Here is a 24,007-nt window from a genome sequence, read left to right on the forward strand (position 1 = left end):
TCTCCGCTACGCGAGCGGACCGCCGAAGATGTCGATTGTGCCTTCTTTGAGGGTGACAATTGCACGCTTGGTGCTCTTGCGCGTTCCCCAGCCGAATTTGGTGCGCTTGCGCTTACCGGCACGGTTGATGGTGTTGATCGAGTCAACCTTGACCGAGAAGATCTTCTCAACGGCCAATTTGATCTCGGTCTTGTTCGAGCGAGGGTCCACCAGGAAGGTGTACTTGCCTTCGTCGATCAGACCGTAGCTCTTTTCCGATACGACGGGTGCAAGCACGACGTCGCGCGGGTCCTTGATGGTGGTTACGCTCACTTGGAGGCCTCCTCGTTCTTGGCCTTGTCAGCGACGAACGCCTCGAAAGCAGCCTTGGTGAAGACCACGTCGTCGGAGATGAGTACGTCGTAGGTGTTCAACTGGTCTGCGTACAGAACGTGAAAACCTTCGAGGTTGCGCACGGAGAGTGCAGCAACATCGTTGGCGCGCTCGATTACGACGAGCAGGTTCTTGCGCTCGGAGACTGCGCGCAGCGACGCCAGTGCTTCCTTGGCGGACGGCTTGGTGCCGGCTACCAGTTCAGCGATGACGTGGATGCGGCCGTTACGGGCGCGGTCAGACAGGGCGCCACGGAGTGCAGCAGCCTTCATCTTCTTGGGGGTGCGCTGGCTGTAGTCACGAGGGGTCGGACCGTGGACAACGCCACCGCCGGTCATGTGAGGAGCACGGATTGAACCCTGACGGGCGCGGCCGGTGCCCTTCTGCTTGAACGGCTTGCGACCTGCACCGGAAACCTCGGCGCGGGTCTTCGTCTTGTGGGTACCCTGGCGTGCAGCAGCGAGCTGTGCGACGACGACCTGGTGCAGCAGCGGCACGTTGGTCTGAACGTCGAAGATCTCTGCGGGCAGGTCTACCTTGACAGTGCTAGTCATTTAACTAGGCTCCCTTCACGGCGGTGCGTACGAGTACGACCTGGCCGCGGGCACCGGGGACGGCACCCTTGATAAGGAGCAGCGACTTCTCAGCGTCAATGGCGTGAACCGTGAGGTTCAGCGTGGTGTGACGCTCGGCGCCCATGCGGCCGGCCATTTTCAGGCCCTTGAAGACGCGACTCGGGGTGGATGCGCCACCGATGGAGCCAGGCTTACGGTGGTTCTTGTGGGCACCGTGGGAAGCGCCAACGCCGTGGAAGCCGTGACGCTTCATAACACCGGCAAAGCCCTTACCCTTGGAGGTGCCGACGACGTCGATCTTCTGGCCGGCTTCGAAGATCTCAACAGAGAGCTCCTGGCCCAGCTCGTAGGATGCGGCGTCTGCGGTACGCAGTTCGACGACGTGGCGGCGAGGAGTTACGCCAGCCTTTTCAAAGTGACCAGCCAGCGGCTTGGTGACCTTGCGGGGGTCGATCTGGCCGTAGCCGATCTGAACGGCGACGTAGCCATCTACCTCTGCGTTGCGCAGCTGGGTGATGACGTTGGAGTCAGCCTGGACAACAGTTACCGGGATGAGCTTGTTGTTCTCGTCCCAGACCTGGGTCATGCCGAGCTTCGTGCCCAGCAGGCCCTTTACGTTACGGGTTGCGGTCATAGTCTCTCAGCACCTCCCTAGAGCTTGATTTCGATGTTCACGTCGGCGGGCAGGTCGAGACGCATAAGCGAGTCAACAGCCTTCGGCGTGGGGTCGATGATGTCGATCAGACGCTTGTGAGTACGCATTTCGAAGTGCTCACGGCTGTCCTTGTACTTGTGAGGAGAGCGAATAACGCAGTAAACGTTCTTCTCCGTCGGCAGGGGCACCGGGCCGACTACCGTTGCGCCTGCGCGCGTGACCGTCTCAACGATCTTCCGCGCTGAAACATCAATGACCTCGTGGTCATATGACTTCAGCCGGATGCGGATTTTTTGTCCCGCCATGTCGCCTGACTCTCTTTCAGCTAGTGCTGCTCTAGTTAGGGCTGCTCTGTTTACTTACCTGTTGATGTGGCCGCCGAAGCGTTTGAGGATCTACCACCACACGCCGCACAAGCTGAATCCGGAAGAATCCGGGTTCCTCACCTTGCCGGCGCACCGACCCCCGCGGTCGGGCGTGTCGCGATTTCCACGCAAACTCGACCGCAATCATGGGGTTCAGGGTTATGTTTGGGCTTCAGCCTGGACCCTGACACCCGGCATTATCCGGATCGGGACACGAAGAAGCGCTTGAACAACTCATCCAGTATGGCGGAAATATGGTGTAAAGGCCAATCGGCCCCGAGGAGCCATTGCCCGCCCCTCATCCGGTGAGGATGATGGGGGCATGAACGCCCAGGATGCAGGCTCCGTGGAAGATCTCGCCGCCCGCCTGCGCCCGGGGTTCACGCTGGGTGTTGCGGCTGCCGCTTTCCAGATTGAGGGCTCGTTGACCGCTGATGGACGCGGGCCGTCGGGATGGGACGCGTTCGCCGAAAAGCCCGGAGCAATAGTCGACGGCGGCTCCCCCACCGTGGCGTGCGATCACTACAACCGCTCCGATGAAGACATCGCCCTGATGCAGGAGCTCGGCGTTGATTCCTATCGCTTCTCGCTCTCGTGGCCGCGCATCCAACCCGGAGGCAAGGGCGCAGTCAACCAGCGGGGGCTCGACTTTTATGATCGCCTGATCGACAAGCTGCTGGCCGCCGGCATCTCCCCCATGGCCACGCTGTACCACTGGGATACTCCGCTGGAGTTGGAGCATGCCGGGGGGTGGATGAACCGGGACACTGCCGAACGTTTTGCCGTCTACTGCGAAGCCGCCGCGGGGCGCTTCGGTGACCGGGTGGAGCACTGGGTCACCATGAACGAACCCGTATCAGTTACCGTGCAAGGATATGCGTTGGGAGTGCACGCCCCCGGCCGGCAACTGCTCTTCGACTCTCTGCCAGCGGCACATCATCAATTGCTGGGACACGGAATGGCCGTACGGGTCCTCCGGGACGCAGGCGTGAAAGGGCAGATCGGGATTTCCAACATGCACTGCCCCGTCGAGCCCGCCAGCAACGGTCTGGGCGACCGTTTGATGACCCAGGCGCTGGACCTGATCCTTAATCGCATTTATGCGGACGCTATACTGCTCGGCCAATACCCCAAGCCACCCTTGCCCATGAAGCCGTGGTTCCGCTCACTGGGTACCATCCACGACGGCGATCTGGAACTCATCAGCCAACCGTTGGACTTTTATGGGCTCAACTACTACTACCCGGCAATGGTGGCAGCCGGCCCCGGACCGGCAGAGATCCCCACCGGAACCTCGCCTGAGATGACCAAGGTTCCCTTCCATCTGGCCGCCTACCAGGGGTATGAGACCACTGGATTCGGCTGGCCCGTTGCGCCGGAATATCTGGCGTTGCTGCTGCGCGAGATGAAGGACCGCTACGGCAAGGCACTTCCTCCCGTCTACATCACGGAAGGCGGCGCCAGCTTTCCCGAGCCTGCCCATGTTGATGGACCTGTCCAAGACACCAACCGCATCACCTATCTGGCTGAACACCTGGGCCACGCCCTGACCGCAACGGGGCCCGGAGGCATCGCCGAGGGCGTGGACCTTCGCGGGTATTACGTCTGGACCTTATTGGACAATTTCGAGTGGGCGGCAGGCTACTCGCAACGATTCGGGCTGATCCACGTGGATTTCGAGACCTTGGAACGCACTCCCAAGGATTCGTTCCACTGGTATCGGTCCCTCGTCCGGGCACGCCACCATCACTCATAGCCCGCGTGAGTTAAATCGCGCTGGCTGGGTGCGGAGCCTACTTGCTTCTGTTGGCGCGACGAATCCGCTTGGCGCGTTCGATCTCGCCCTTGAAGTTCTTTCGACCCCACAGCACGCCGCCGCCGACAACAGCAATGACTGCCAGGAAAATCAGGAATTCCATGGTGCGCTCCTCTTTGTAGACTGCAACATTATCGGATTCCGTCACGGGTCCGCACTGGAGGGACACCGCTCGGATCACCACCCTGGCCCGGACCGCCGGTATTGCTGGGCGGCTTCCGGTTCAAACGCCATACCGCCAGCACGATCAGCCCCAAGGCAACGAGGGCAAGCATGGCAAAGGCGTAAGAACGCAGGGCCCACATAATGCTCAGCGCGACGGCAATGGCACCCCACCATACCAATACCCGCTCAGCAAGAAGCAGGCCTGCGGCCAGAAGCAAAACATGGGCCACGAGTACGTAGAACTGCTGCGAGGACGTTCCGCTGAAGATGGTCCCCAGAGACATCAGGGAAAGCAACCCGCCTGTAACACACAGGCGTAGGAGGCCCGCCGCACGCTGCCCGTCACCGTAGCGCAGCCCTGCTATAACGGCCCCGGCCGCCACGTACCACTGCGCGGTCCAGAAGAGATCAGGACTGGCCCCGTCCACGAACAGCACCGCCCGTTGAAGAGCTGCAACAGAGACAATCCCGGCAAGCTCAGCAGCCAGCCATTTGCCGCGCGGTACCTCAACCACCACCATGACCCCGGTGGCCAGCACCAGGACGAATCCCAGCATGGATGTTTGGTCTCGCCCCAATCCCACGGCTGCAGCTGTTGCAACCGCCAGGACCGCAGTGGCGGCCAGGGAATTCCGTCTCCAGTGGTTCCCCTTGATGGCAGCTCCGCCGAACATCTTCAGGGAATAGAGGAGCAGCGCGGTCCCGACTCCGCCAATGAGCCAAGGAGCGTAGTTGCTCCAGACGCCCGCGGGCAGCCCCTCCAGCAAACCGTCGACGGCGGGAACCGCTCCTACCAGCACTGCCGGGGCAGCCGCCGCGTAGAGACCCGGAAGCCGCTCAAAGTGCGAGGCAGCGAAGAGGACGCCGGCCAGGACCACCATGGAGAGCCCGGTCAGGGACGAGGAAGTACCCAAGGTGAAACCGCCACCCACCAGGGTGAACGCCAAGGCTGAGATGAACCAGAAGAGCCGCTCCGTGACGTTGGCAACCGACGTCTCTTCCACCGGCTTCGGCCGGAAAACGGCCCGGGCAGCCGTCACGGCAACTGCCAGGACGAGCAGGACAACAGGGACTTGGGATTTGTCCAGCAGCGGTTGATACAGCCAGGTTGATACAGGGAACACGAGTGCCGGCCCGGCGGCGATGACACCCGCCCCGATGGCAACGGTACCGAAGTACCGGGATGCTCGTGCCCCAAGGTTCCGCCAGGCAACAGCTGCTGACACCGTGACCAGAACCATCTCAAGCAACACCACCCAGCGGCCTCCGCCGTCGTAATCCCGCGCAAACAAGTAGGCGAACGGCAGCAAGAGTTGGGCAGCCAACGTGGCGTGGACTGTGGCCTGCTGGAAGGCTACGTCTACGCCCCGCCTTTGCATAAGCAAAGTCAGCACGTGCTGCAACGCGAGCATCACTGCCACGCTGATGGATACCGCTGCCGCGGAATCCGTGACATCGGCCACTAACACCGCTACGAAGGCGCCCGTAAGCACCCGGACCGCCAGTAGGTAGCAACCGCGGATCAAGGGCTGGCGAATTGCGCCCACCATGAAGCCGCTATAGGCAGCAAAGATGCCCAGCAAAATTTCGACATCCCGGATGTTCCCCGCGCGAAGTGCCAGGAGAACGACAAATACAGCGGGAGCAAAGATCCAGCCAACGGGGTGGCGTCGGAGAATCGCGCTGGCCAAGACGGCGGCAAGGGCAGTAACTGCGGCGGCAAACCCAGGCTGCCAGCTGTCCCGATCGCTCAACCCGGACAACGCCGTGGCGACAGTAAGGGATGTGCTGGCGGCGGCCATGACGATAAGAACAGTGCCGGCATCAAGTACAGAAGCCCGGGGGAAACGGCGTCGACTAGCGGCAAGGAGTGGCAGGACCAACTGGAACGCAGCAGCCACAACCACTACCAGTCCAGTAGCGGGCATTTCACCGGCGAGGCGGATGCCCCAGCCATCCCGTGTCGCGTCGCCGTAGGCGGATGCCACCAACACCGTGCCGGCTGCCCTGGCCATCCACCAATAGCACTGCCTGTGGAACGACGGGGAGATCCTCAGGGCGGTGACCACCAGGTACGCAAGCAATGCCAGGAGGACGCCGTTTCCCAACGACCAGGACACGAAAGCTGCCGCCACGCCGCCAGTGATGACTGCAGTGGTGGGCACGATGGCTTCAGCCACCGTGAGGCGCCACGCACTCCCGGTACCTGCGTCCGGACGAGCGGGCGGAAACATGAGAAAGCCCGAGGCCAAGCTTGCCGTCAGGACAAGGAGTACAGCTGCGGCAACAACCGGGTGCCCTGCAGTGACGTCAAATACCGGCAGAACAAGAAGGCCTGCCACTGCGGCGGCACCGAAGCCAGCCACCGTAGCCTGCGGGGCCAAAAGCCGGACTCCCCCACGAGCCAAGCCGGCGCTTAGAAGTTGCTGCGCAGCTGTTGCGGCCACGAAACCCGCCAGAGCGTAAGAAGTCTTGTCCGGATTCCCTGTCAACGCGCCAGCCACACCCATGGGCACGGCCAGGGTGAGGGCCACCCGGCCAGCCAGAATCAAATACTGGCGGAACGCGTTGGGCGTAAGGAAAGCTCGCAGGAACCAGTAGAGCGCGGCTGCTGCCAGAAGTACCGAGACGGGCCATGCACTCAACAGTCCACCCAGCGCACCAGCCACCCCCAGCACAGCGGCCGGCGCAAACTCCGTTCCGCGGCCCAGTTTCCACCCGATCACCATGGCAGTCAGCATGGTCAAGGCGAGTGGAACATAGTTGGGAAGATCGAACGGCCTGAACTCAAGTACCACCGTGAGGATAGTGGAGATGATCAGCTGCAACGCCAAACAGGACACGGCGTCATTCCACCAGAAGCGCGGCAGAAGCTTCCTGCCACCGAAGGCAACCCCCAGGGATTGGACTCCAAGGCAGATTACTGCGGCCAACAACACCGTACTCACATTCGCCGTGACGTCCCACACCACTCCCAGCAAAGCGAGCGTCAGCGCAGCCCGCGCTGCATAGAGATGCTGCACCCTGTACCGGGCCTGCGGCACAAAGAACATCACGGCGAAATAGACGCCGCACATCAGCATGACCAAGGCGTACTCTCCTTTGGACAAAAGGTGCGGCGTGAAGGTTACGGCAACGGCCACAACGGGTACCAAGGCGGGATGCAGCACCATGAGGGGACGGACGTACAGCGGAGGAAGCCACTTGGGCCGCAGCAAGGAGATGACCGTCAAAAGAACCGCCACCCCGATGAGGGCCGTGAAGTACCAGACCAGGGCGCCCCCCAGAACGGACACTCCGGACCACGCAGTTGAGACGACGAAACTGAGGGACAGGAAGGCCAGGACTTTGTTATCCAACCGCACAGCGGTGTAAGCGTAAACGGCTGTACCCAGCAACGAGGTGACCAACCACGCCGCGGGGCCGTTGTGGAGCACAAAGTTGTACATGGCCAGCCCTGTGACCGGAACGAGCGCCAGCCCGGTTCCGACGAAGGCAATGGCAGCCGGTCGGAGGCGGGGAACGCGCGAGTGGATCACCATGCCCGCGACGTAGAACAGTGCAGTAATGAACCAGATGCCCACAAAACGGAAGAGAGCCGGAAGGCTCGTGCCCACGAACAACGCACCGGCGGCAACCAACAGGAGACTGGCAACGTAGAGGGTGACGTTGATGTTCTGCTGGTCGCGCTTCTCCTTGCGCGCAGCGGCAGCCTCAGGGGTTTCGCGCACCACCGGCGGCTGTGGCACCCGGAAGGCAGCCGGCTGCTGCGCCGCAGGCTGCTGCGCGGCTGGCCGGGCCACGGGTTGCGCAGGCGGCTGGAAAGCCTGCGTCCGGGGCTGCACCGGGTTGTAAACAGTCGGCGGCGGCGTCATGGGCGGCGCCGGAGGCTGCACGGGCGACTGAATGTACGACTGGTTCGGCGGTGGACTCACAGGAGCAGGAGTGACCGTCCGGGCAGCTGCCTGGTCACTGTTGTGCCCCTTGGCCTCAGCGTCCCGCCACCCAGCCAGGTGGCCGGCGAGAAAACCCGCTTGGTAGGAGGCAGCTTGCTCCTGCACAGAAGAAGGGTGGTGGGCAGTCCTGCGTCGCCCCTTCGCTAACCCGACTGCAAAGCCAACCCCGCCAGCGATGACGAGGAGCAGCAGTATGAGGAAGGCAGTCATGGAAGCTCCTTGGTTTCGCCGGACGCAGTAAGTGCACGGCCTTTATCCATTCGATAGAATAATCGTAGCAAAAAGAACCCCACCGCCGTAGCGGTGGGGTTCTTTATAGCTAACTACCGGCTGGGCCGGAGTGTCACCGATCTACAAGTAGAGACTACTTGATGATGCTGGTCACACGTCCCGAACCAACGGTGCGGCCGCCTTCGCGGATAGCGAAGCCGAGGCCCTCTTCCATAGCGATCGGCTGGATGAGCGCAACGGTCATCTCAGTGTTGTCGCCAGGCATAACCATTTCCGTGCCTTCCGGCAGGGTGATAACGCCGGTTACGTCCGTGGTACGGAAGTAGAACTGCGGGCGGTAGTTGGAGTAGAACGGGTTGTGACGTCCGCCTTCGTCCTTGGAAAGGATGTAGACGTTAGCCTCGAAGTCGGTGTGCGGGGTGATGGAACCCGGCTTGACGACAACCTGGCCACGCTCGACATCGTCGCGCTTCAGACCGCGGAGCAGGAGGCCACAGTTCTCGCCGGCCCATGCTTCGTCGAGCTGCTTGTGGAACATCTCGATACCGGTGACCGTGGTCTTCTGGATCGGGCGGATGCCAACGATCTCGACCTCGGAGTTGATGGCGAGGGTTCCACGCTCGGCGCGGCCCGTAACAACGGTGCCACGACCGGTGATCGTGAAGACGTCTTCGATCGGCATCAGGAACGGCTTGTCGCGGTCACGTACGGGGTCCGGAACGGACTCGTCGACTGCTGCCATCAGGTCCTGGACGGACTTGACCCAAACCGGGTCGCCTTCCAGAGCCTTGAGACCGGAAACGCGAACAACCGGAGCCTCATCGCCATCGAAGCCCTGCGAGCTCAGGAGCTCACGAACTTCCATTTCGACGAGGTCGAGGAGTTCTTCGTCATCAACCATGTCGGACTTGTTCAGTGCGACCAGCAGGTAGGGAACACCAACCTGGCGGGCGAGCAGAACGTGCTCACGGGTCTGAGCCATCGGACCATCGGTTGCGGCAACCACGAGGATTGCGCCGTCCATCTGGGCAGCACCGGTGATCATGTTCTTGATGTAGTCAGCGTGACCCGGGGCGTCTACGTGTGCGTAGTGGCGCTTCTCGGTCTGGTACTCCACGTGGGAGATGTTGATGGTAATACCGCGCTGGCGCTCTTCCGGAGCAGAGTCGATCGACGCGAAGTCGCGCTGCTCGTTGAGATCCGGGTACTGGTCGTACAGCACCTTGGAAATGGCGGCAGTCAGCGTCGTCTTACCGTGGTCAACGTGACCAATGGTGCCGATGTTGACGTGCGGCTTAGTCCGCTCGAACTTTGCCTTTGCCACAGGTTCCTCCTAGAACGATTTCAAGTGAAGTGCTCCTCGGCCGCGCTTTTCGCGGCAGAAACTTTAGCAAGTCTACTTGGGGGCTTGGTTTTGGTGAAATTGCAGATTCAGGAACCAATGGTAGTTCCTCGAGCCTGTTTGCGCAGGGGCCGGGCTGCAGCTCTCGCCGCAGCCCCGCCTCAAGCGCTCAGATGCCTTCCCGATACCGGAATTGCATCCGTTACCGGGAGATTACTCGCCGCGGGTTTTCTGGATGATCTCGTCGGCTACTGCCTTGGGGACCTCCGCGTAGCTGTTGAACGTCATGGAGTACACAGCGCGACCCTGGGTCTTGGACCGGAGGTCACCGATGTAGCCGAACATGCCGGACAGCGGAACGTGTGCACGGATAACCTTCACACCTGCTGCGTCTTCCATGGACTGCATCTGGCCACGACGGGCGTTCAGGTCACCGATAACATCACCCATGTATTCCTCAGGTGTGCGGACCTCAACATCCATCAGCGGTTCAAGCAGAACAGGGCTCGCCTTGCGTGCAGCTTCCTTGAAAGCCATACGTCCGGCGATCTTGAACGCCATTTCCGAGGAGTCAACATCGTGGGACGCGCCATCGATCAGCGTGGCCTTGATGCCGACAACCGGGTAACCGGCCAGGACGCCGTCGTTCAGTGCATCCTGGATACCAGCGTCAACGGACGGGATGTATTCGCGCGGAACACGGCCACCAGTGACCTTGTTTTCGAACGCGTACAGCTCGCCGGAAGCGGTGTCCATGGGCTCGATCGCAATCTGGATCTTTGCGAACTGACCCGAACCACCGGTCTGCTTCTTGTGCGTGTAGTCAAGGCGCTCGACGGCGCGCTTGATGGTTTCGCGGTAAGCAACCTGCGGCTTGCCAACGTTTGCCTCGACCTTGAATTCGCGGCGCATGCGGTCCACCAGGATGTCCAGGTGGAGCTCGCCCATGCCGGCGATGATGGTCTGGCCCGTGTCTTCGTTGAGGGAGACCTGGAAGGTCGGGTCCTCAGCGGAGAGCTTCTGGATGGCCGTGGAGAGCTTCTCCTGGTCACCCTTGGTGTTGGGCTCGATCGCAACAGAGATCACGGGCTCCGGGAAGCTCATGGACTCGAGGACGATCTGGTTGTTGGCATCACACAGGGTGTCGCCCGTGGTGGTGTCCTTCAGACCGATGGCTGCGTAGATGTGGCCGGCGGTAGCGCCCTCGACAGGCATTTCCTTGTTGGCGTGCATCTGGAACAGCTTGCCGATGCGTTCCTTCTTGCCCTTGGTGGAGTTGACCACCTGGGCGCCTGCCTCAACGTGACCGGAGTACACGCGGACGAAGGTCAGCTGACCGAAGAACGGGTGCGCAGCAATCTTGAAGGCGAGGGCCGAGAACGGCTCGTCTGCAGACGGCTTGCGGGTGAGTTCCTTCTCTTCGTCGCGGGGATCGTGACCGATCATCGGCGGGACGTCGAGCGGGTTCGGCAGGTAGTCAACAACAGCGTCAAGCATCGGCTGGACACCGCGGTTCTTGAAGGCAGAACCACAGAAGACCGGGTAGAGCTCAGAGTTGATGGTCATCTTGCGGATGCCGGCTTTGATCTCTTCGAGGGTGAGTTCTTCACCTTCGAGGTACTTCTCCATGAGCTCTTCGGAAGCCTCGGCCACAGTCTCAACGAGCTGTGCACGGTACTCTTCGGCCTTGGCCTGGAGGTCCGCCGGGATTTCCTGCACTTCGTAGGAAGCGCCCATGGTGACGTCACCCTTTGCGTCGCCAGGCCAAACCAGGGCGCGCATTTCGAGGAGGTCAACAACACCGATGAAGTCGTTCTCAGCGCCGATGGGGAGCTGCATAACCAACGGCTTGGCACCAAGGCGGGAGATGATGGTGTCTACGGTGAAGTAGAAGTCAGCACCCAGCTTGTCCATCTTGTTGACGAAGCAGATACGCGGAACGTTGTACTTGTCAGCCTGGCGCCAAACAGTCTCGGACTGCGGCTCCACGCCTTCCTTGCCGTCGAACACTGCAACGGCACCGTCGAGGACGCGCAAGGAGCGCTCAACCTCAACCGTGAAGTCAACGTGGCCCGGGGTGTCAATGATGTTGATCTGGTTCTTGTCCCAGAAGCAAGTCACGGCGGCAGACGTGATGGTGATGCCGCGTTCCTTTTCCTGTTCCATCCAGTCAGTCGTCGAAGCGCCGTCGTGCGTCTCGCCGATCTTGTGGTTCACACCCGTGTAGAACAGGATGCGCTCGGTAGTGGTGGTCTTGCCGGCATCGATGTGGGCCATGATGCCGATGTTGCGGACCTTATTAAGGTCGGTAAGCACGTCCTGTGCCACGGGGTCTCCCTTTCGGATGGACTACACGTTCGCCGCCGGCTCAGTGAGCCGGCGGCGTCCGGAAAGTTTTTACCAGCGGTAGTGTGCGAAGGCCTTGTTGGACTCGGCCATCTTGTGGGTGTCTTCGCGACGCTTCACAGCGGCACCAAGACCATTGGAGGCATCCAGGATTTCGTTCTGGAGGCGCTCGGTCATGGTCTTCTCCCGGCGGGCCTTGGAGTAGCCCACGAGCCAACGCAGAGCGAGGGCGGTGGAGCGACCCGGCTTGACCTCAACCGGAACCTGGTAGGTAGCGCCACCAACACGGCGTGAACGCACCTCGAGTGAAGGCTTGACGTTGTCCATGGCCTTCTTGAGAGCGGCAACGGGGTCGCCGCCGGACTTGGCACGTGCACCTTCGAGTGCGCCGTAAACGATGCGCTCTGCGGTGGACTTCTTGCCGTCAACAAGAACCTTGTTGATCAGCTGCGTGACCAACGGGGAGCCGTAAACGGGATCGGAAACTAGCGGCCGCTTCGGGGCCGGACCCTTGCGAGGCATATTACTTCTTCTCCATCTTTGCGCCGTAACGGCTGCGAGCCTGCTTGCGGTTCTTTACACCCTGGGTGTCAAGTGCGCCGCGGACGATCTTGTAGCGGACACCCGGAAGGTCCTTAACACGACCACCACGGACGAGCACGATGGAGTGCTCCTGGAGGTTGTGGCCAACACCGGGGATGTAGGCGGTAACTTCCACGCCACCGTTGAGGCGCACACGTGCCACCTTACGGAGAGCCGAGTTCGGCTTCTTGGGGGTGGTGGTGTAAACGCGGGTGCAAACACCGCGGCGCATCGGGCTGCCCTTCAGCGCGGGAGCCTTGGTCTTGGAGACCTTCGGCGTGCGGCCCTTGCGGACCAGCTGGTTAATCGTAGGCACTTTCGTGTTCTCCGTTGTTTGATCTCTGCCCCCACACACAGGCGCCAGCCTGCGTAAACGTGGGAACTTTGGCGTTGCTCGTGCAGCCGGCCGAAACTCCGGTAGGCGTGCAAAAGTGCGGCATTCGTTGCGCATGTTGCCCGCAACCCGGAAACAGGCTCCACCCAGCACCATGAGAACAAAACCAAAATGATGCTGCGGCGGCCTTCATCCACTGCCACACAGAACAATTACCAAAAGTCTAGCACGGCTTGATCTAGGGCCTTAATCGGGTGTATGGAGGCCGACGGCGGAAGCCGGCTGCCGCCGTCGGCCTCCCCTCCCCGGGTTGTCCCGCAAGAGGGTGTTAACGGGTCAGGCCCCGCACTCGAAAGTGCGGGGCCGGACCTTACAGCTTCACCTTACGCGTCAGCGGAAGTCGTTGCCGAGATCGTAGTCATCCAGCGGGATGGCGTGGAACTCGGGAGCGCCGTCGCCACCCAGGGCGTCATAGGAGAAGTCGGTGAAAGCGCTGGGGCCCGTGAACAGGCTTGCCTTTGCTTCTTCCGTCGGCTCCACAGTGACCTCTGTGTAGCGGGGCAGACCCGTACCAGCCGGGATGAGCTTACCGATGATGACGTTTTCCTTGAGGCCGAGCAGAGGATCGCTCTTGCCTTCCATGGCCGCCTGCGTCAGGACGCGGGTGGTTTCCTGGAAGGAAGCTGCCGACAGCCAGGACTCGGTAGCCAAGGAAGCCTTGGTGATACCCATGAGTTCCGGACGACCCGAAGCCGGGGACTTGCCCTCGGATACGACGCGGCGGTTCTCGTCCTCGAAGCGGGCGCGCTCTGCAAGCTCACCGGGGAGCAGGTCGGAGTCGCCGGATTCGATGACGGTCACGCGGCGCAGCATCTGGCGGACGATAACCTCGACGTGCTTGTCGTGGATACCAATACCCTGGCTGCGGTAAACGCCCTGAACCTCGTCCACAAGGAACTTCTGTGCGGCACGGGGGCCCATGATGCGCAGAACCTGCTTCGGGTCCACCGGACCGTTGATCAGCTTCTGGCCGACGCTGACGTGATCGCCATCCTCGATGAGGAGACGTGAACGGCGCAGCACCGGGTAGGCAATCTCTTCGGAACCATCGTCCGGAGTGATGACCAGGCGCATCTGGCGCTCGGACTCTTCGATGGTGATGCGACCGGCTGCTTCAGCAATCGGTGCCACACCCTTCGGAGTACGTGCTTCGAAGAGCTCCTGGATACGGGGCAGACCCTGGGTAATGTCGTCGCCACCACCGGCGGAAACTGCACCACCGGTGTGGAACGTACGCATGGTCAGCTGGGTACCGGGCTCACCGATGGACTGTGCGGCAATGATGCCCACGGCCTCGCCGATGTCAACGGTCTTGCCAGTGGCCAGCGAACGGCCGTAGCAGAGTGCACAGGTGCCGACCTTGGACTCACACGTGAGCACAGAGCGGACCTTGACCTCAGTGATGCCTGCAGCCAACAGCTGGTCGATAACGACGTCGCCGCAGTCGGTGCCGCCGGCAGCCAGGACGTTGCCCTGGGCATCGACGACGTCGACAGCCAGCGTACGTGCGTAGGCGCTGTTCTCGACGTTCTCGTCCAGGACGAGCTCACCATTGGAATCCGGCACTGCGATCGGGGTGACCAGACCGCGTTCGGTACCACAGTCCTCTTCGCGGACGATGACGTCCTGCGAAACGTCCACCAGACGACGGGTCAAGTAACCCGAGTTGGCGGTACGGAGAGCGGTATCGGCCAGACCCTTACGGGCACCGTGCGTGGCGATGAAGTATTCCAGCACCGACAGGCCCTCGCGGTAGGAGGACTTGATGGGGCGAGGAATGATCTCACCCTTCGGGTTGGCCACAAGACCACGGATACCCGCGATCTGGCGGACCTGCATCCAGTTACCACGTGCACCGGAGGACACCATGCGGTTGATGGTGTTCATCGGGGACAGGCTGTCGCGCATCGCCTGGGCGATTTCGTTGGTTGCCTTGTTCCAGATTTCGATCAGTTCCTGGCGACGCTCGTCGTCGTCGATCAGGCCCTTGTCGTACTGGCCCTGGATCTTGGCGGCCATGTTCTCGTAACCAGCCAGAATGGCGGGCTTGGACGTAGGCACCTCGATGTCGGAGATGGCAACCGTGACACCCGAACGGGTGGCCCAGTAGAAACCTGCATCCTTCAAGTTATCCAGCGTTGCCGCCGTAACAACCTTCGGGTAGCGCTCTGCGAGGTCGTTGACGATCCGGGACAGTTCGCCCTTGTCGGCAACAGCCTCAACCCACGGGTAATCCTCGGGCAGCGTCTGGTTGAAGATGACCTGACCCAGGGAGGTTTCAACGAGAGCAGTCTGACCGGGCTCCCAACCTTCCGGAGCTTCCCAGCCCGCGTAAGGAACGAAGTCGTCCAGGCGGATCTTGACCTGGGAGTTCAGGTGCAGGTCACGGGCGTCGTACGCCATGATTGCTTCCGAAACCGAGGAGAAGATACGGCCTTCACCGGCAGAACCGACGCGCTTGGTGGTCAGGTGGTACAGGCCGATGATCATATCCTGCGAAGGCAGGGTCACCGGACGGCCATCGGACGGCTTCAGGATGTTGTTCGAGGACAGCATCAGGATGCGGGCTTCGGCCTGGGCTTCCGGGCTCAGCGGCAGGTGGACTGCCATCTGGTCGCCGTCGAAGTCAGCGTTGAAGGCGCCACAAACCAGCGGGTGAAGCTGAATTGCCTTGCCTTCCACAAGCTGGGGTTCGAAGGCCTGGATGCCGAGACGGTGCAGGGTAGGTGCACGGTTGAGCAGCACCGGGTGTTCGGTGATGATCTCTTCCAGCACGTCCCAAACCTGCGGACGGTAACGCTCAACCATGCGCTTTGCCGACTTGATGTTCTGTGCGTGGTTGAGGTCAACCAGGCGCTTCATCACGAACGGCTTGAAGAGCTCCAGGGCCATCTGCTTAGGCAGACCACACTGGTGCAGCTTCAACTGCGGGCCGACGACGATGACCGAACGGCCGGAGTAGTCGACGCGCTTGCCGAGGAGGTTCTGACGGAAACGACCCTGCTTGCCCTTGAGCATGTCGCTCAGGGACTTCAGCGGACGGTTGCCCGGACCCGTGACGGGACGGCCGCGACGACCGTTGTCGAAGAGGCTGTCAACAGCTTCCTGAAGCATGCGCTTCTCGTTGTTGACGATGATCTCCGGAGCACCCAGGTCAAGCAGGCGCTTGAGACGGTTGTTGCGGTTGATCACACGACGGTAGAGGTCGTTGAGGTCGGAGGTCGCAAAGCGGCCACCGTCCAACTGAACCATCGGGCGCAGTTCCGGCGGGATCACCGGGACGGCGTCGAGAACCATGCCGAGCGGGCTGTTGTTGGTGGTCAGGAACGCGTTGACAACCTTCAGGCGCTTCAGGGCACGCGTCTTACGCTGGCCCTTGCCGTTCTGGATGGTATCGCGAAGGGACTCAGCCTCAGCCTGCATGTCGAAAGTTTCGAGGCGCTTCTTGATCGCTTCGGCACCCATGGAGCCTTCGAAGTACAGGCCGTAACGGTCGCGGAGTTCGCGGTACAGGCCTTCGTCACCTTCAAGGTCAGCAACCTTGAGGTTCTTGAAGCGGTCCCAAACCTGCTCAAGGCGCTCGATGTCGGCGTCGGCACGCTTGCGGACGTTCGCCATCTGGCGGTCAGCAGAGTCGCGGGCCTTCTTCTTGTCGGCAGCCTTGGCGCCTTCGCCTTCAAGACGGGCAAGCTCGTCTTCAAGGTCGCGGGCGATCGTGGCGATGTCGCTGTCGCGGTTGTCAACCATCTGCTTCTTCTCGAGGTCGTGCTCAACCTGGAGGTTCGGCAATTCGGCGTGACGGCTTTCCGTGTCAACGCTGGTGATCATGTAGGCAGCGAAGTAGATGACCTTTTCAAGGTCCTTCGGTGCCAGGTCCAAAAGGTAGCCCAAGCGCGAAGGAACGCCCTTGAAGTACCAGATGTGGGTCACAGGCGCGGCCAGCTCAATGTGGCCCATGCGCTCACGGCGCACCTTGGCGCGGGTGACTTCAACGCCACAACGCTCGCAGATGATGCCCTTGAAGCGGACGCGCTTGTACTTGCCGCAGTAGCATTCCCAGTCGCGGGACGGGCCGAAGATCTTCTCGCAGAAGAGGCCGTCCTTCTCGGGCTTGAGCGTGCGGTAGTTGATGGTTTCCGGCTTCTTGACCTCACCGTAAGACCATCCGCGGATGTCTTCCGCGGTGGCGAGGCCGATCTGCATGAGGCCGAAGGAGGATTCGCTGGACATATGGTCCCTGTTCTCTCTTGTTCTCTAAATTCTGAAGTCTTGGTTACGGGAAGAGGGAGCCGTTCCGACGGACAGACGTTGAGGCTGTCCGCCGGAACAGCTGCTAGACCTCTTCTACGGAACTGGGCTCTGCACGAGACAGATCGATGCCCAGTTCTTCCGCAGCCGTGAAGACTGCGTCATCAGAGTCACGCATTTCGATCGTGGTTCCGTCGGTGGAAAGAACTTCCACGTTCAGGCACAACGACTGCATTTCCTTGATCAAGACCTTGAAGGACTCGGGAACGCCAGGCTCAGGGATGTTCTCGCCCTTGACGATGGCTTCGTAGACCTTCACACGACCATGGATGTCATCCGACTTGATCGTGAGGAGTTCCTGAAGGGTGTAAGCGGCACCGTAAGCTTCGAGCGCCCACACTTCCATTTCACCGAAGCGCTGGCCACCGAACTGAGCCTTACCACCCAGCGGCTGCTGCGTGATCATGGAGTACGGGCCGGTGGAGCGCGCGTGGATCTTGTCGTCCACCAAGTGGTGGAGCTTCAGGATGTACATGTAACCGACGGAGATCGGATCCGGGAACGGCTCGCCGGAGCGGCCGTCAAACAGACGGGTCTTGCCGGAGGAGTCGATCAGGCGGTCGCCGTCGCGGGTCACGTTGGTGGAGTCAAGCAGGCCCGTGATCTCTTCTTCGCGGGCGCCATCGAACACCGGGGTGGCAACGGTGGTCTGGCCGGTTTCACGGGGCAGGTTGGGCAGGTTCTTGACCCACTCCGGCTCGCCTTCGATCTTCCAACCGGTCTTGGCAACCCAACCGAGGTGGGTTTCCAGGACCTGGCCAACGTTCATTCGACCCGGAACACCAAGCGGGTTCAGGACGATGTCCACCGGGGTACCGTCTGCAAGGAAGGGCATGTCCTCGATCGGAAGGATCTTGGAGATAACACCCTTGTTGCCGTGACGGCCGGCGAGCTTGTCGCCGTCGGTGATCTTACGCTTGGCTGCAACGTAGACGCGGACCAGCTGGTTCACGCCCGGGGGCAGTTCGTCGTCGTTGTCGCGGTCGAAGACGCGCACGCCGATGACCGTACCGGACTCGCCGTGGGGCACCTTCAGGGAGGTGTCGCGGACTTCGCGGGACTTCTCACCGAAGATGGCGCGGAGGAGGCGCTCTTCCGGGGTCAGTTCGGTTTCACCCTTAGGGGTGACCTTTCCAACCAGGATGTCGCCGGCTTCAACCTCGGCACCGATGTGGATGATGCCGCGCTCGTCCAGGCCTGCAAGGACTTCCTCGGACACGTTGGGGATGTCACGCGTGATTTCCTCGGCACCAAGCTTGGTGTCGCGGGCATCAATTTCGTGCTCCTCGATGTGGATGGAGGAAAGAACATCCTCAGCAACGATGCGCTGGGACAGGATGATGGCGTCCTCGAAGTTGTGGCCTTCCCATGACATGAATGCCACGAGCAGGTTCTTACCGAGGGCAAGCTCACCCTGGTCCGTTGCGGGACCGTCGGCGATGATGCCGCCAACTTCCAGACGCTGGCCTTCGTTGACCAGCACGCGGTGGTTGTAGCAGTTGCCCTGGTTGGAACGGGCGAACTTGTTGATGCGGTAGTTGGTCTCGGTACCGTCGTCGTTGATCATCACAACGAGCTCGGCGGAAACCTCGGTGACCACACCTGCCTTCTTCGCGATGACAACGTCACCGGCGTCGACAGCTGCTGCGCGCTCCATGCCGGTGCCCACGAAAGGAGCCTCGGAACGGACCAGCGGCACGGCCTGACGCTGCATGTTGGCACCCATAAGTGCGCGGTTGGCGTCGTCATGCTCAAGGAACGGAATCAGGGCTGTTGCCACGGAAACCATCTGGCGCGGGGAAACGTCCATGAACTGAACGTCTGCAGCGGGAACCAGAACGGGCTCGCCTCCACCACCACGGGCACGGACCAGGACGGTCTCTTCCGAGAACTTCTTGTCAGCATCCAGCGGAGCGTTGGCCTGTGCAATCAGGACCTCTGCTTCGTCGTCAGCCGTGAGGTACTGGACCTCGTCGGAAACGACGCCTTCGGCAACCAGACGGTACGGCGTCTCGATGAAACCGAACGGGTTGATGCGGCCGTAGGAAGCCAGCGAGCCGATCAAACCAATGTTCGGGCCTTCAGGAGTTTCGATGGGGCACATACGTCCGTAGTGGGACGGGTGAACGTCTCGAACTTCCATGCCTGCACGGTCACGGGACAGACCACCCGGGCCAAGTGCCGACAGGCGGCGCTTGTGGGTCAGACCCGAGAGCGGGTTGTTCTGGTCCATGAACTGCGACAGCTGGGATGTTCCGAAGAACTCCTTGATTGCTGCCACAACGGGACGGATGTTGATCAGTGTCTGCGGCGTAATGGCCTCGACGTCCTGCGTGGTCATGCGTTCGCGAACGACGCGTTCCATGCGGGAAAGACCGGTGCGGACCTGGTTCTCGATCAGTTCGCCCACGGCGCGGATGCGACGGTTGCCGAAGTGGTCGATGTCGTCGACGTCAACGCGGAGCTCGTGGTCTTCGCCGTCGCGCTTGCCCATGAGAGTCTTCTCGCCGGCGTGAAGCGCAACGAGGAACTTGATCATGGCAACGATGTCTTCAACGTGCAGGACCGAGGCTTCCTTGTCACCAAGGGAGCGGTCGATGCCGAGCTTGCGGTTGATCTTGTAACGGCCAACCTTGGCAAGATCGTAGCGCTTGGCGTTGAAGTACAGGTTGTCCAGCAGGGACTGGGCAGCCTCAACTGTGGGCGGCTCGCCCGGACGCAGCTTGCGGTAGATGTCCAGAAGCGCGTCTTCGCGGGTTTCGGTGGCGTCCTTCTCCAGCGTTGCACGCATGGAGTCGTACTGGCCGAACTCTTCCAGGATCTGGCCTTCGGTCCAGCCGAGGGCCTTCAGGAGAACCGTCACCGACTGCTTACGCTTACGGTCGAGGCGAACGCCGACCTGATCGCGCTTGTCGATTTCGAGTTCAAACCATGCACCACGGGACGGGATGATCTTCGCAGTGAAGATGTCCTTGTCACTGGTCTTGTCAGCGGTGCGCTCGAAGTAGGCGCCCGGTGAACGGACCAACTGGGAGACAACGACGCGCTCGGTGCCGTTGACGACGAACGTTCCCTTTTCAGTCATGAGGGGAAAGTCGCCCATGAACACGGTCTGCTGCTTGATTTCGCCCGTGTTGTTGTTCATGAACTCGGCCTTGACATACAGCGGTGCCGAGTAAGTGGCGTCACGGTCTTTGCATTCGGCCATGGTGTACTTCGGGTCAGCGAACTCCGGCTCCGAGAAGCTCAGGGACATGGTGCCCTGGAAGTCCTCGATAGGGGAGATCTCTTCGAAGATGTCGGCAAGTCCGGAGCTGGTGGCGACGCTGAGGTCGCCCTCCTCGACAGCCTTCGCTACCCGCGCCTGCCAGCGTTCGTTTCCGACCAGCCAGTCAAAGCTGTCGGTTTGCAGGGCGAGAAGATTCGGAACATCAAGGGGTTCGTGAATCTTTGCGAATGAGAGGCGGCGGGTGGCACCATCGGTGCTTGCCGTGTTAGCGGTTTCGTTATTAGAGGTGCTCGAGGCGACCAAGAGGGATCCTTCCACAGACCTTCAGGCGTTTTCAGATCTCCCCCGTTTGCATTCTGCAGAGTGCTCCGCAGAATACTTGTTCCGGTTCCGCTATATGACCCGGACCCAGACCGCTTTATGACAATGCACGTTGTAGGAACGGCACGTCAAGGACGCAGCTGAGAGGTAAAGCCCACCGCTATATGAAGGCTGAAGGTTAACAGGGAAGACGCAAATATCTACAATACGGCAAAGCAGCCTTCCTGTCTACCCCAGATCGTCCGTGATTGCAAGCACGGTTGCTGCAGGCACCAATACCTATGGAAGTCTTCCGAGAAGAGGGGAAGACCCGCCAGGAATGGGACCCACGGCACAATTGTTGACGTGGTGGGCCGTGCCGCGCTCCGCGATAGCCTTGCTACACCACTCCCGGATCGGAAGAGAGACCATGACCAACTCCGCTGACGACAATGACGTTGTCATCCTTGCTGCTTCCCGCACCCCACAGGGTCGGCTCAACGGACAATTGGCGGGATTCACCGCCGTCGACCTTGGCGCTCATGCCATAACCGCCGCTTTGGCGGCCAGCGGGCTAAAAGCCGAACAGGTGGACGCCGTCATCATGGGCCAGGTGCTTCAGGCCGGCACGGGTCAAAATCCGGCCCGGCAAAGCGCCATCGCCGCCGGTGTTGGTTGGAACATCCCTGCCGTTACCATCAACAAGGTCTGTCTCTCCGGGCTCACCGCAGTAATAGATGCCGCCCGCATGATCCGCAGCGGTGACGCCACGGTGGTTGTTGCCGGCGGACAGGAATCCATGACCAGGGCCCCGCACCTCCTCCCCGGGTCCCGCCAAGGCTGGACGTACGGAGCCATCCAAGCACTGGATGTCGCCGCCCATGATGGCCTCACCGACGCCTTCGACGGACAGTCCATGGGCTTATCCACCGAAACGAAGAACGTCACCCTCGGCATTGACCGCAAGGCCCAGGACGAAGTTGCCGCGGCTTCCCACCAGCGCGCCGCTGCCGCCATCGCGGACGGAACCTTCGACGTCGAAATCGCTCCGGTACGCGTCAAGCAGCGCAAGGGTGACCCCCTGGTGCTCACCACCGATGAAGGCGTCAGGCCCAACACCTCGGTGGAGACACTGGCACCGCTCAAGGCGGCGTTCGCCACCGACGGCACCATCACGGCCGGCAACTCCTCTCCCCTGTCCGACGGCGCCTCCGCACTGGTGCTGACCAGCCGCCGGTTCGCCAAGGACAACGGGCTGGACTACCTCGCTGTTGTTGGAAAGCCCGGACAGGTTGCCGGACCTGACAACTCGCTTCATTCCCAACCGTCGAACGCCATTGCGCAGGCCTTGAAACGTGCGGGCTGGACGGCGGAGGACTTGGATTTCATCGAAATCAACGAGGCCTTCGGCTCAGTGGCCGTACAGTCCCTCAAGGATCTCCACTACCCCTTGGAGAAGTGCAACATCCATGGCGGCGCCATCGCGTTGGGCCATCCCATTGGGGCGTCCGGAGCACGGCTCGCGTTGCACGCCGCGCACGAACTCAAGCGCAGGGGAACCGGAAAAGCGGCTGTCTCCCTTTGCGGAGGCGGAGGTCAGGGTGAAGCCCTCCTCCTGTACCGCGACTAGAAGGAACACGACTGAAAGGAGTCGGCATGACTGAAGCTATGACCGACGGAGCCGAGCGATTCCTGTCTGACGCCGCCGCGCGCGGACTGGACGTTGACGTCGTCGAGCGTCCTGCGGCACGGAGCCTGGAAGAAGCGGCCGGCATCCTGGGCATCAGCCCGGCAGACATCGTGAAGTCATTGGTGGTCAAGCACCGCGACGGCAGCTTCCTATTCGCGCTCATTCCCGGGGATCGCCAGATCTCGTGGCCCAAGCTGCGTGCGTTGGTGGGCGTCAATAAGCTCTCGCTCCCCCACGCCGACGTTGCCTTGGCCGCCACCGGTTATGAACGCGGCACCATCACTCCGCTGGGCAGCACCACCGCCTGGCCTGTGTATGCCGATGCCACCATTACCGGGCGTCGCATTTCCATGGGTGCCGGGGCACACGGTCGGAGCGCGTTCGTGGACGCGGATGCACTCACCGCAGCCCTCGGCGCGGTAGTCGCGGACATCAGCGAACCCAACTAAGTAGCAGTTCAGGTCGTTCTGAGCTGTCAGAACGACCTGAACTGCGACCTACTTGGGTGCACGAAACGTTGGTGAGTTAAACGCAGGAAGCCCCGCCCGGTTCCTCTGACGGAACGGGCGGGGCTTCCACAAGCAAGACGAGTTACTTGAGGGTAACCGTAGCGCCAGCTTCTTCGAGCTGAGCCTTTGCCTTCTCGGCAGCTTCCTTCGTGGCGCCTTCGAGAACAGCCTTCGGTGCGCTGTCAACCAGGTCCTTGGCTTCCTTGAGGCCGAGGGAGGTGATGGCGCGAACTTCCTTGATCACTGCGATCTTCTTGTCGCCAGCAGCTTCGAGAACGACGTCGAATTCGGTCTTCTCTTCAGCAGCTTCAGCAGCACCGCCGGCAGCGGGGCCAGCAACTGCAACAGCAGCAGCCGTAACTTCGAAGGTCTCTTCGAAGAGCTTGACGAACTCGGAGAGCTCGATGATGGTCAGTTCCTTGAAAGCTTCAATGAGCTCTTCGTTGCTGAGCTTCGCCATGGTGGCGTCCTTCCATTAGTTGGCGCAGATCCGGGCTAAACCGGTCCATGCACCAGAGTTTGATTGAGGGGAGAACTTAGTTCTCTTCGGTTGCAGCTTCAGCGGCTTCGGCCGGAGCCGCAACCTCTTCAGCAGCAGCCTCTTCAGCGGCCGGAGCTTCTTCAGCGGCCGGTGCAGATGCGCCGCCCTCTTCTTCAAGCTTGAGGCGCAGGGCGTCGATGATGCGTGCAGCAGCGGATGCGGGAGCCTTGAGGACACCAGCAACACGTGCAAGCTGCAGCTCGCGGGACTCGAGGGCTGCCAGTGCGGCAACTCCTGCTGCGTCCAATGCCTTGCCTTCGAAGACGCCGGTCTTGATAACCAGCTGCTTGTTGGCCTTGGCAAAGTCCGTCAGGCTCTTGGCAGCAGCAACAGCGTCACCCTTGATGAAGGCGATTGCAGTGGGGCCGGCGAGCTGATCGTTGAATGCTTCAACTCCAGCTTCCTTGGCTGCAATGGCACTCAGGGTGTTCTTGACGACCGAGAACTTGGTGTCCTGGCCGAGCGCAACACGCAGTTCCTTGAGCTGTGCAACAGTGAGCCCGCGGTATTCGGTCAGGACAGCCGCGTTCGATTCCTTGAAATCGTTGGTGATCTCCGCAACAGCGGAAACCTTGCTAGGCGTTGTCATAACCCTCCTTCCGGGGAATAAAGCCGGTCTTCCGGGTCCCCG

General features: G+C 61.3%; 17 protein-coding genes. 3 read left to right on the forward strand and 14 right to left on the reverse strand.

Annotated elements, in window-relative coordinates; all coding sequences use genetic code 11:
• Positions 1-6: 6 nt before the first annotated feature.
• The 4 genes from rplW to rpsJ are packed head-to-tail and all read right to left on the reverse strand — an operon-like array spanning position 7 to position 1,907.
• On the reverse strand, positions 7-312 hold the full coding sequence (rplW, locus tag AR689_RS20625) for a 50S ribosomal protein L23 (protein WP_024817589.1): 306 nt from the start codon (positions 310-312) through the stop codon (positions 7-9).
• Positions 309-926 (reverse strand): 50S ribosomal protein L4, encoded by a 618-nt coding sequence (gene rplD / locus AR689_RS20630; protein ID WP_062073173.1) that lies wholly within the window; start codon positions 924-926, stop codon positions 309-311. The genes rplW and rplD overlap by 4 nt, the downstream gene beginning before the upstream one ends.
• 4 nt (positions 927-930) lie before the next feature.
• Positions 931-1,581, reverse strand: a complete 651-nt coding sequence (gene rplC / locus AR689_RS20635) for a 50S ribosomal protein L3 (protein WP_011775595.1) — start codon at positions 1,579-1,581, stop codon at positions 931-933.
• Between the two features lie 17 nt (positions 1,582-1,598).
• Positions 1,599-1,907, reverse strand: a complete 309-nt coding sequence (gene rpsJ / locus AR689_RS20640; protein WP_003803825.1) for a 30S ribosomal protein S10 — start codon at positions 1,905-1,907, stop codon at positions 1,599-1,601.
• 382 nt (positions 1,908-2,289) lie between these two features.
• On the opposite strand from rpsJ, the gene AR689_RS20645 reads away from it, so the two are divergent.
• The gene (locus AR689_RS20645) at positions 2,290-3,723 is read left to right on the forward strand and encodes a GH1 family beta-glucosidase (protein ID WP_062073175.1); all 1,434 of its coding nucleotides are present in this window, start codon (positions 2,290-2,292) and stop codon (positions 3,721-3,723) included.
• A gap of 37 nt (positions 3,724-3,760) precedes the next feature.
• Here AR689_RS20645 and AR689_RS23695 read toward each other — a convergent pair whose 3' ends face one another.
• The 8 genes from AR689_RS23695 to rpoB form a co-directional block, all read right to left on the reverse strand.
• Positions 3,761-3,886: a hypothetical protein gene (locus AR689_RS23695; RefSeq protein WP_286158888.1), complete on the reverse strand. Its 126-nt coding sequence runs from the start codon at positions 3,884-3,886 to the stop codon at positions 3,761-3,763.
• Between the two features lie 28 nt (positions 3,887-3,914).
• Entirely contained in the window at positions 3,915-8,114 is a 4,200-nt protein-coding gene (locus AR689_RS20655; protein WP_062073180.1) for a hypothetical protein, read from the reverse strand.
• A gap of 154 nt (positions 8,115-8,268) precedes the next feature.
• On the reverse strand, positions 8,269-9,459 hold the full coding sequence (tuf, locus tag AR689_RS20660) for an elongation factor Tu (RefSeq protein WP_011775598.1): 1,191 nt from the start codon (positions 9,457-9,459) through the stop codon (positions 8,269-8,271).
• A gap of 231 nt (positions 9,460-9,690) precedes the next feature.
• The gene (gene fusA / locus AR689_RS20665; RefSeq protein WP_062073182.1) at positions 9,691-11,805 is read right to left on the reverse strand and encodes an elongation factor G; all 2,115 of its coding nucleotides are present in this window, start codon (positions 11,803-11,805) and stop codon (positions 9,691-9,693) included.
• 69 nt (positions 11,806-11,874) lie between these two features.
• Positions 11,875-12,345: a 30S ribosomal protein S7 gene (rpsG, locus tag AR689_RS20670; RefSeq protein WP_003803829.1), complete on the reverse strand. Its 471-nt coding sequence runs from the start codon at positions 12,343-12,345 to the stop codon at positions 11,875-11,877.
• 1 nt (position 12,346) lies between these two features.
• Positions 12,347-12,721 carry a 30S ribosomal protein S12 gene (rpsL, locus tag AR689_RS20675; RefSeq protein ID WP_009358312.1) on the reverse strand — a complete coding sequence of 125 codons (375 nt, stop codon included), beginning with the start codon at positions 12,719-12,721 and terminating at the stop codon, positions 12,347-12,349.
• Between the two features lie 408 nt (positions 12,722-13,129).
• Positions 13,130-17,029, reverse strand: coding sequence for a DNA-directed RNA polymerase subunit beta' (locus tag AR689_RS20680; RefSeq protein ID WP_062073184.1), 3,900 nt, complete (start codon positions 17,027-17,029; stop codon positions 13,130-13,132).
• A 103-nt stretch (positions 17,030-17,132) separates the two neighbouring features.
• On the reverse strand, positions 17,133-20,639 hold the full coding sequence (gene rpoB / locus AR689_RS20685) for a DNA-directed RNA polymerase subunit beta (RefSeq protein WP_062073916.1): 3,507 nt from the start codon (positions 20,637-20,639) through the stop codon (positions 17,133-17,135).
• A 427-nt stretch (positions 20,640-21,066) separates the two neighbouring features.
• Here rpoB and AR689_RS20690 point away from each other — a divergent pair, with 427 nt between their 5' ends.
• Both AR689_RS20690 and AR689_RS20695 read left to right on the forward strand, forming a co-directional pair.
• On the forward strand, positions 21,067-22,266 hold the full coding sequence (locus tag AR689_RS20690; protein ID WP_062073186.1) for an acetyl-CoA C-acetyltransferase: 1,200 nt from the start codon (positions 21,067-21,069) through the stop codon (positions 22,264-22,266).
• 26 nt (positions 22,267-22,292) lie between these two features.
• Positions 22,293-22,775 (forward strand): aminoacyl-tRNA deacylase, encoded by a 483-nt coding sequence (locus AR689_RS20695; protein ID WP_062073188.1) that lies wholly within the window; start codon positions 22,293-22,295, stop codon positions 22,773-22,775.
• A gap of 142 nt (positions 22,776-22,917) precedes the next feature.
• On the opposite strand, the gene rplL is transcribed toward AR689_RS20695, so the two are convergent.
• Both rplL and rplJ read right to left on the reverse strand, forming a co-directional pair.
• Positions 22,918-23,295 (reverse strand): 50S ribosomal protein L7/L12, encoded by a 378-nt coding sequence (rplL, locus tag AR689_RS20700; protein WP_011775604.1) that lies wholly within the window; start codon positions 23,293-23,295, stop codon positions 22,918-22,920.
• A 76-nt stretch (positions 23,296-23,371) separates the two neighbouring features.
• Complete coding sequence (rplJ, locus tag AR689_RS20705) at positions 23,372-23,965, reverse strand: 50S ribosomal protein L10 (RefSeq protein ID WP_062073190.1); 594 nt, start codon at positions 23,963-23,965, stop codon at positions 23,372-23,374.
• Positions 23,966-24,007: the final 42 nt, after the last annotated feature.

The organism is Arthrobacter sp. EpRS71, assembly GCF_001512285.1.
Lineage (GTDB): Bacteria > Actinomycetota > Actinomycetes > Actinomycetales > Micrococcaceae > Arthrobacter.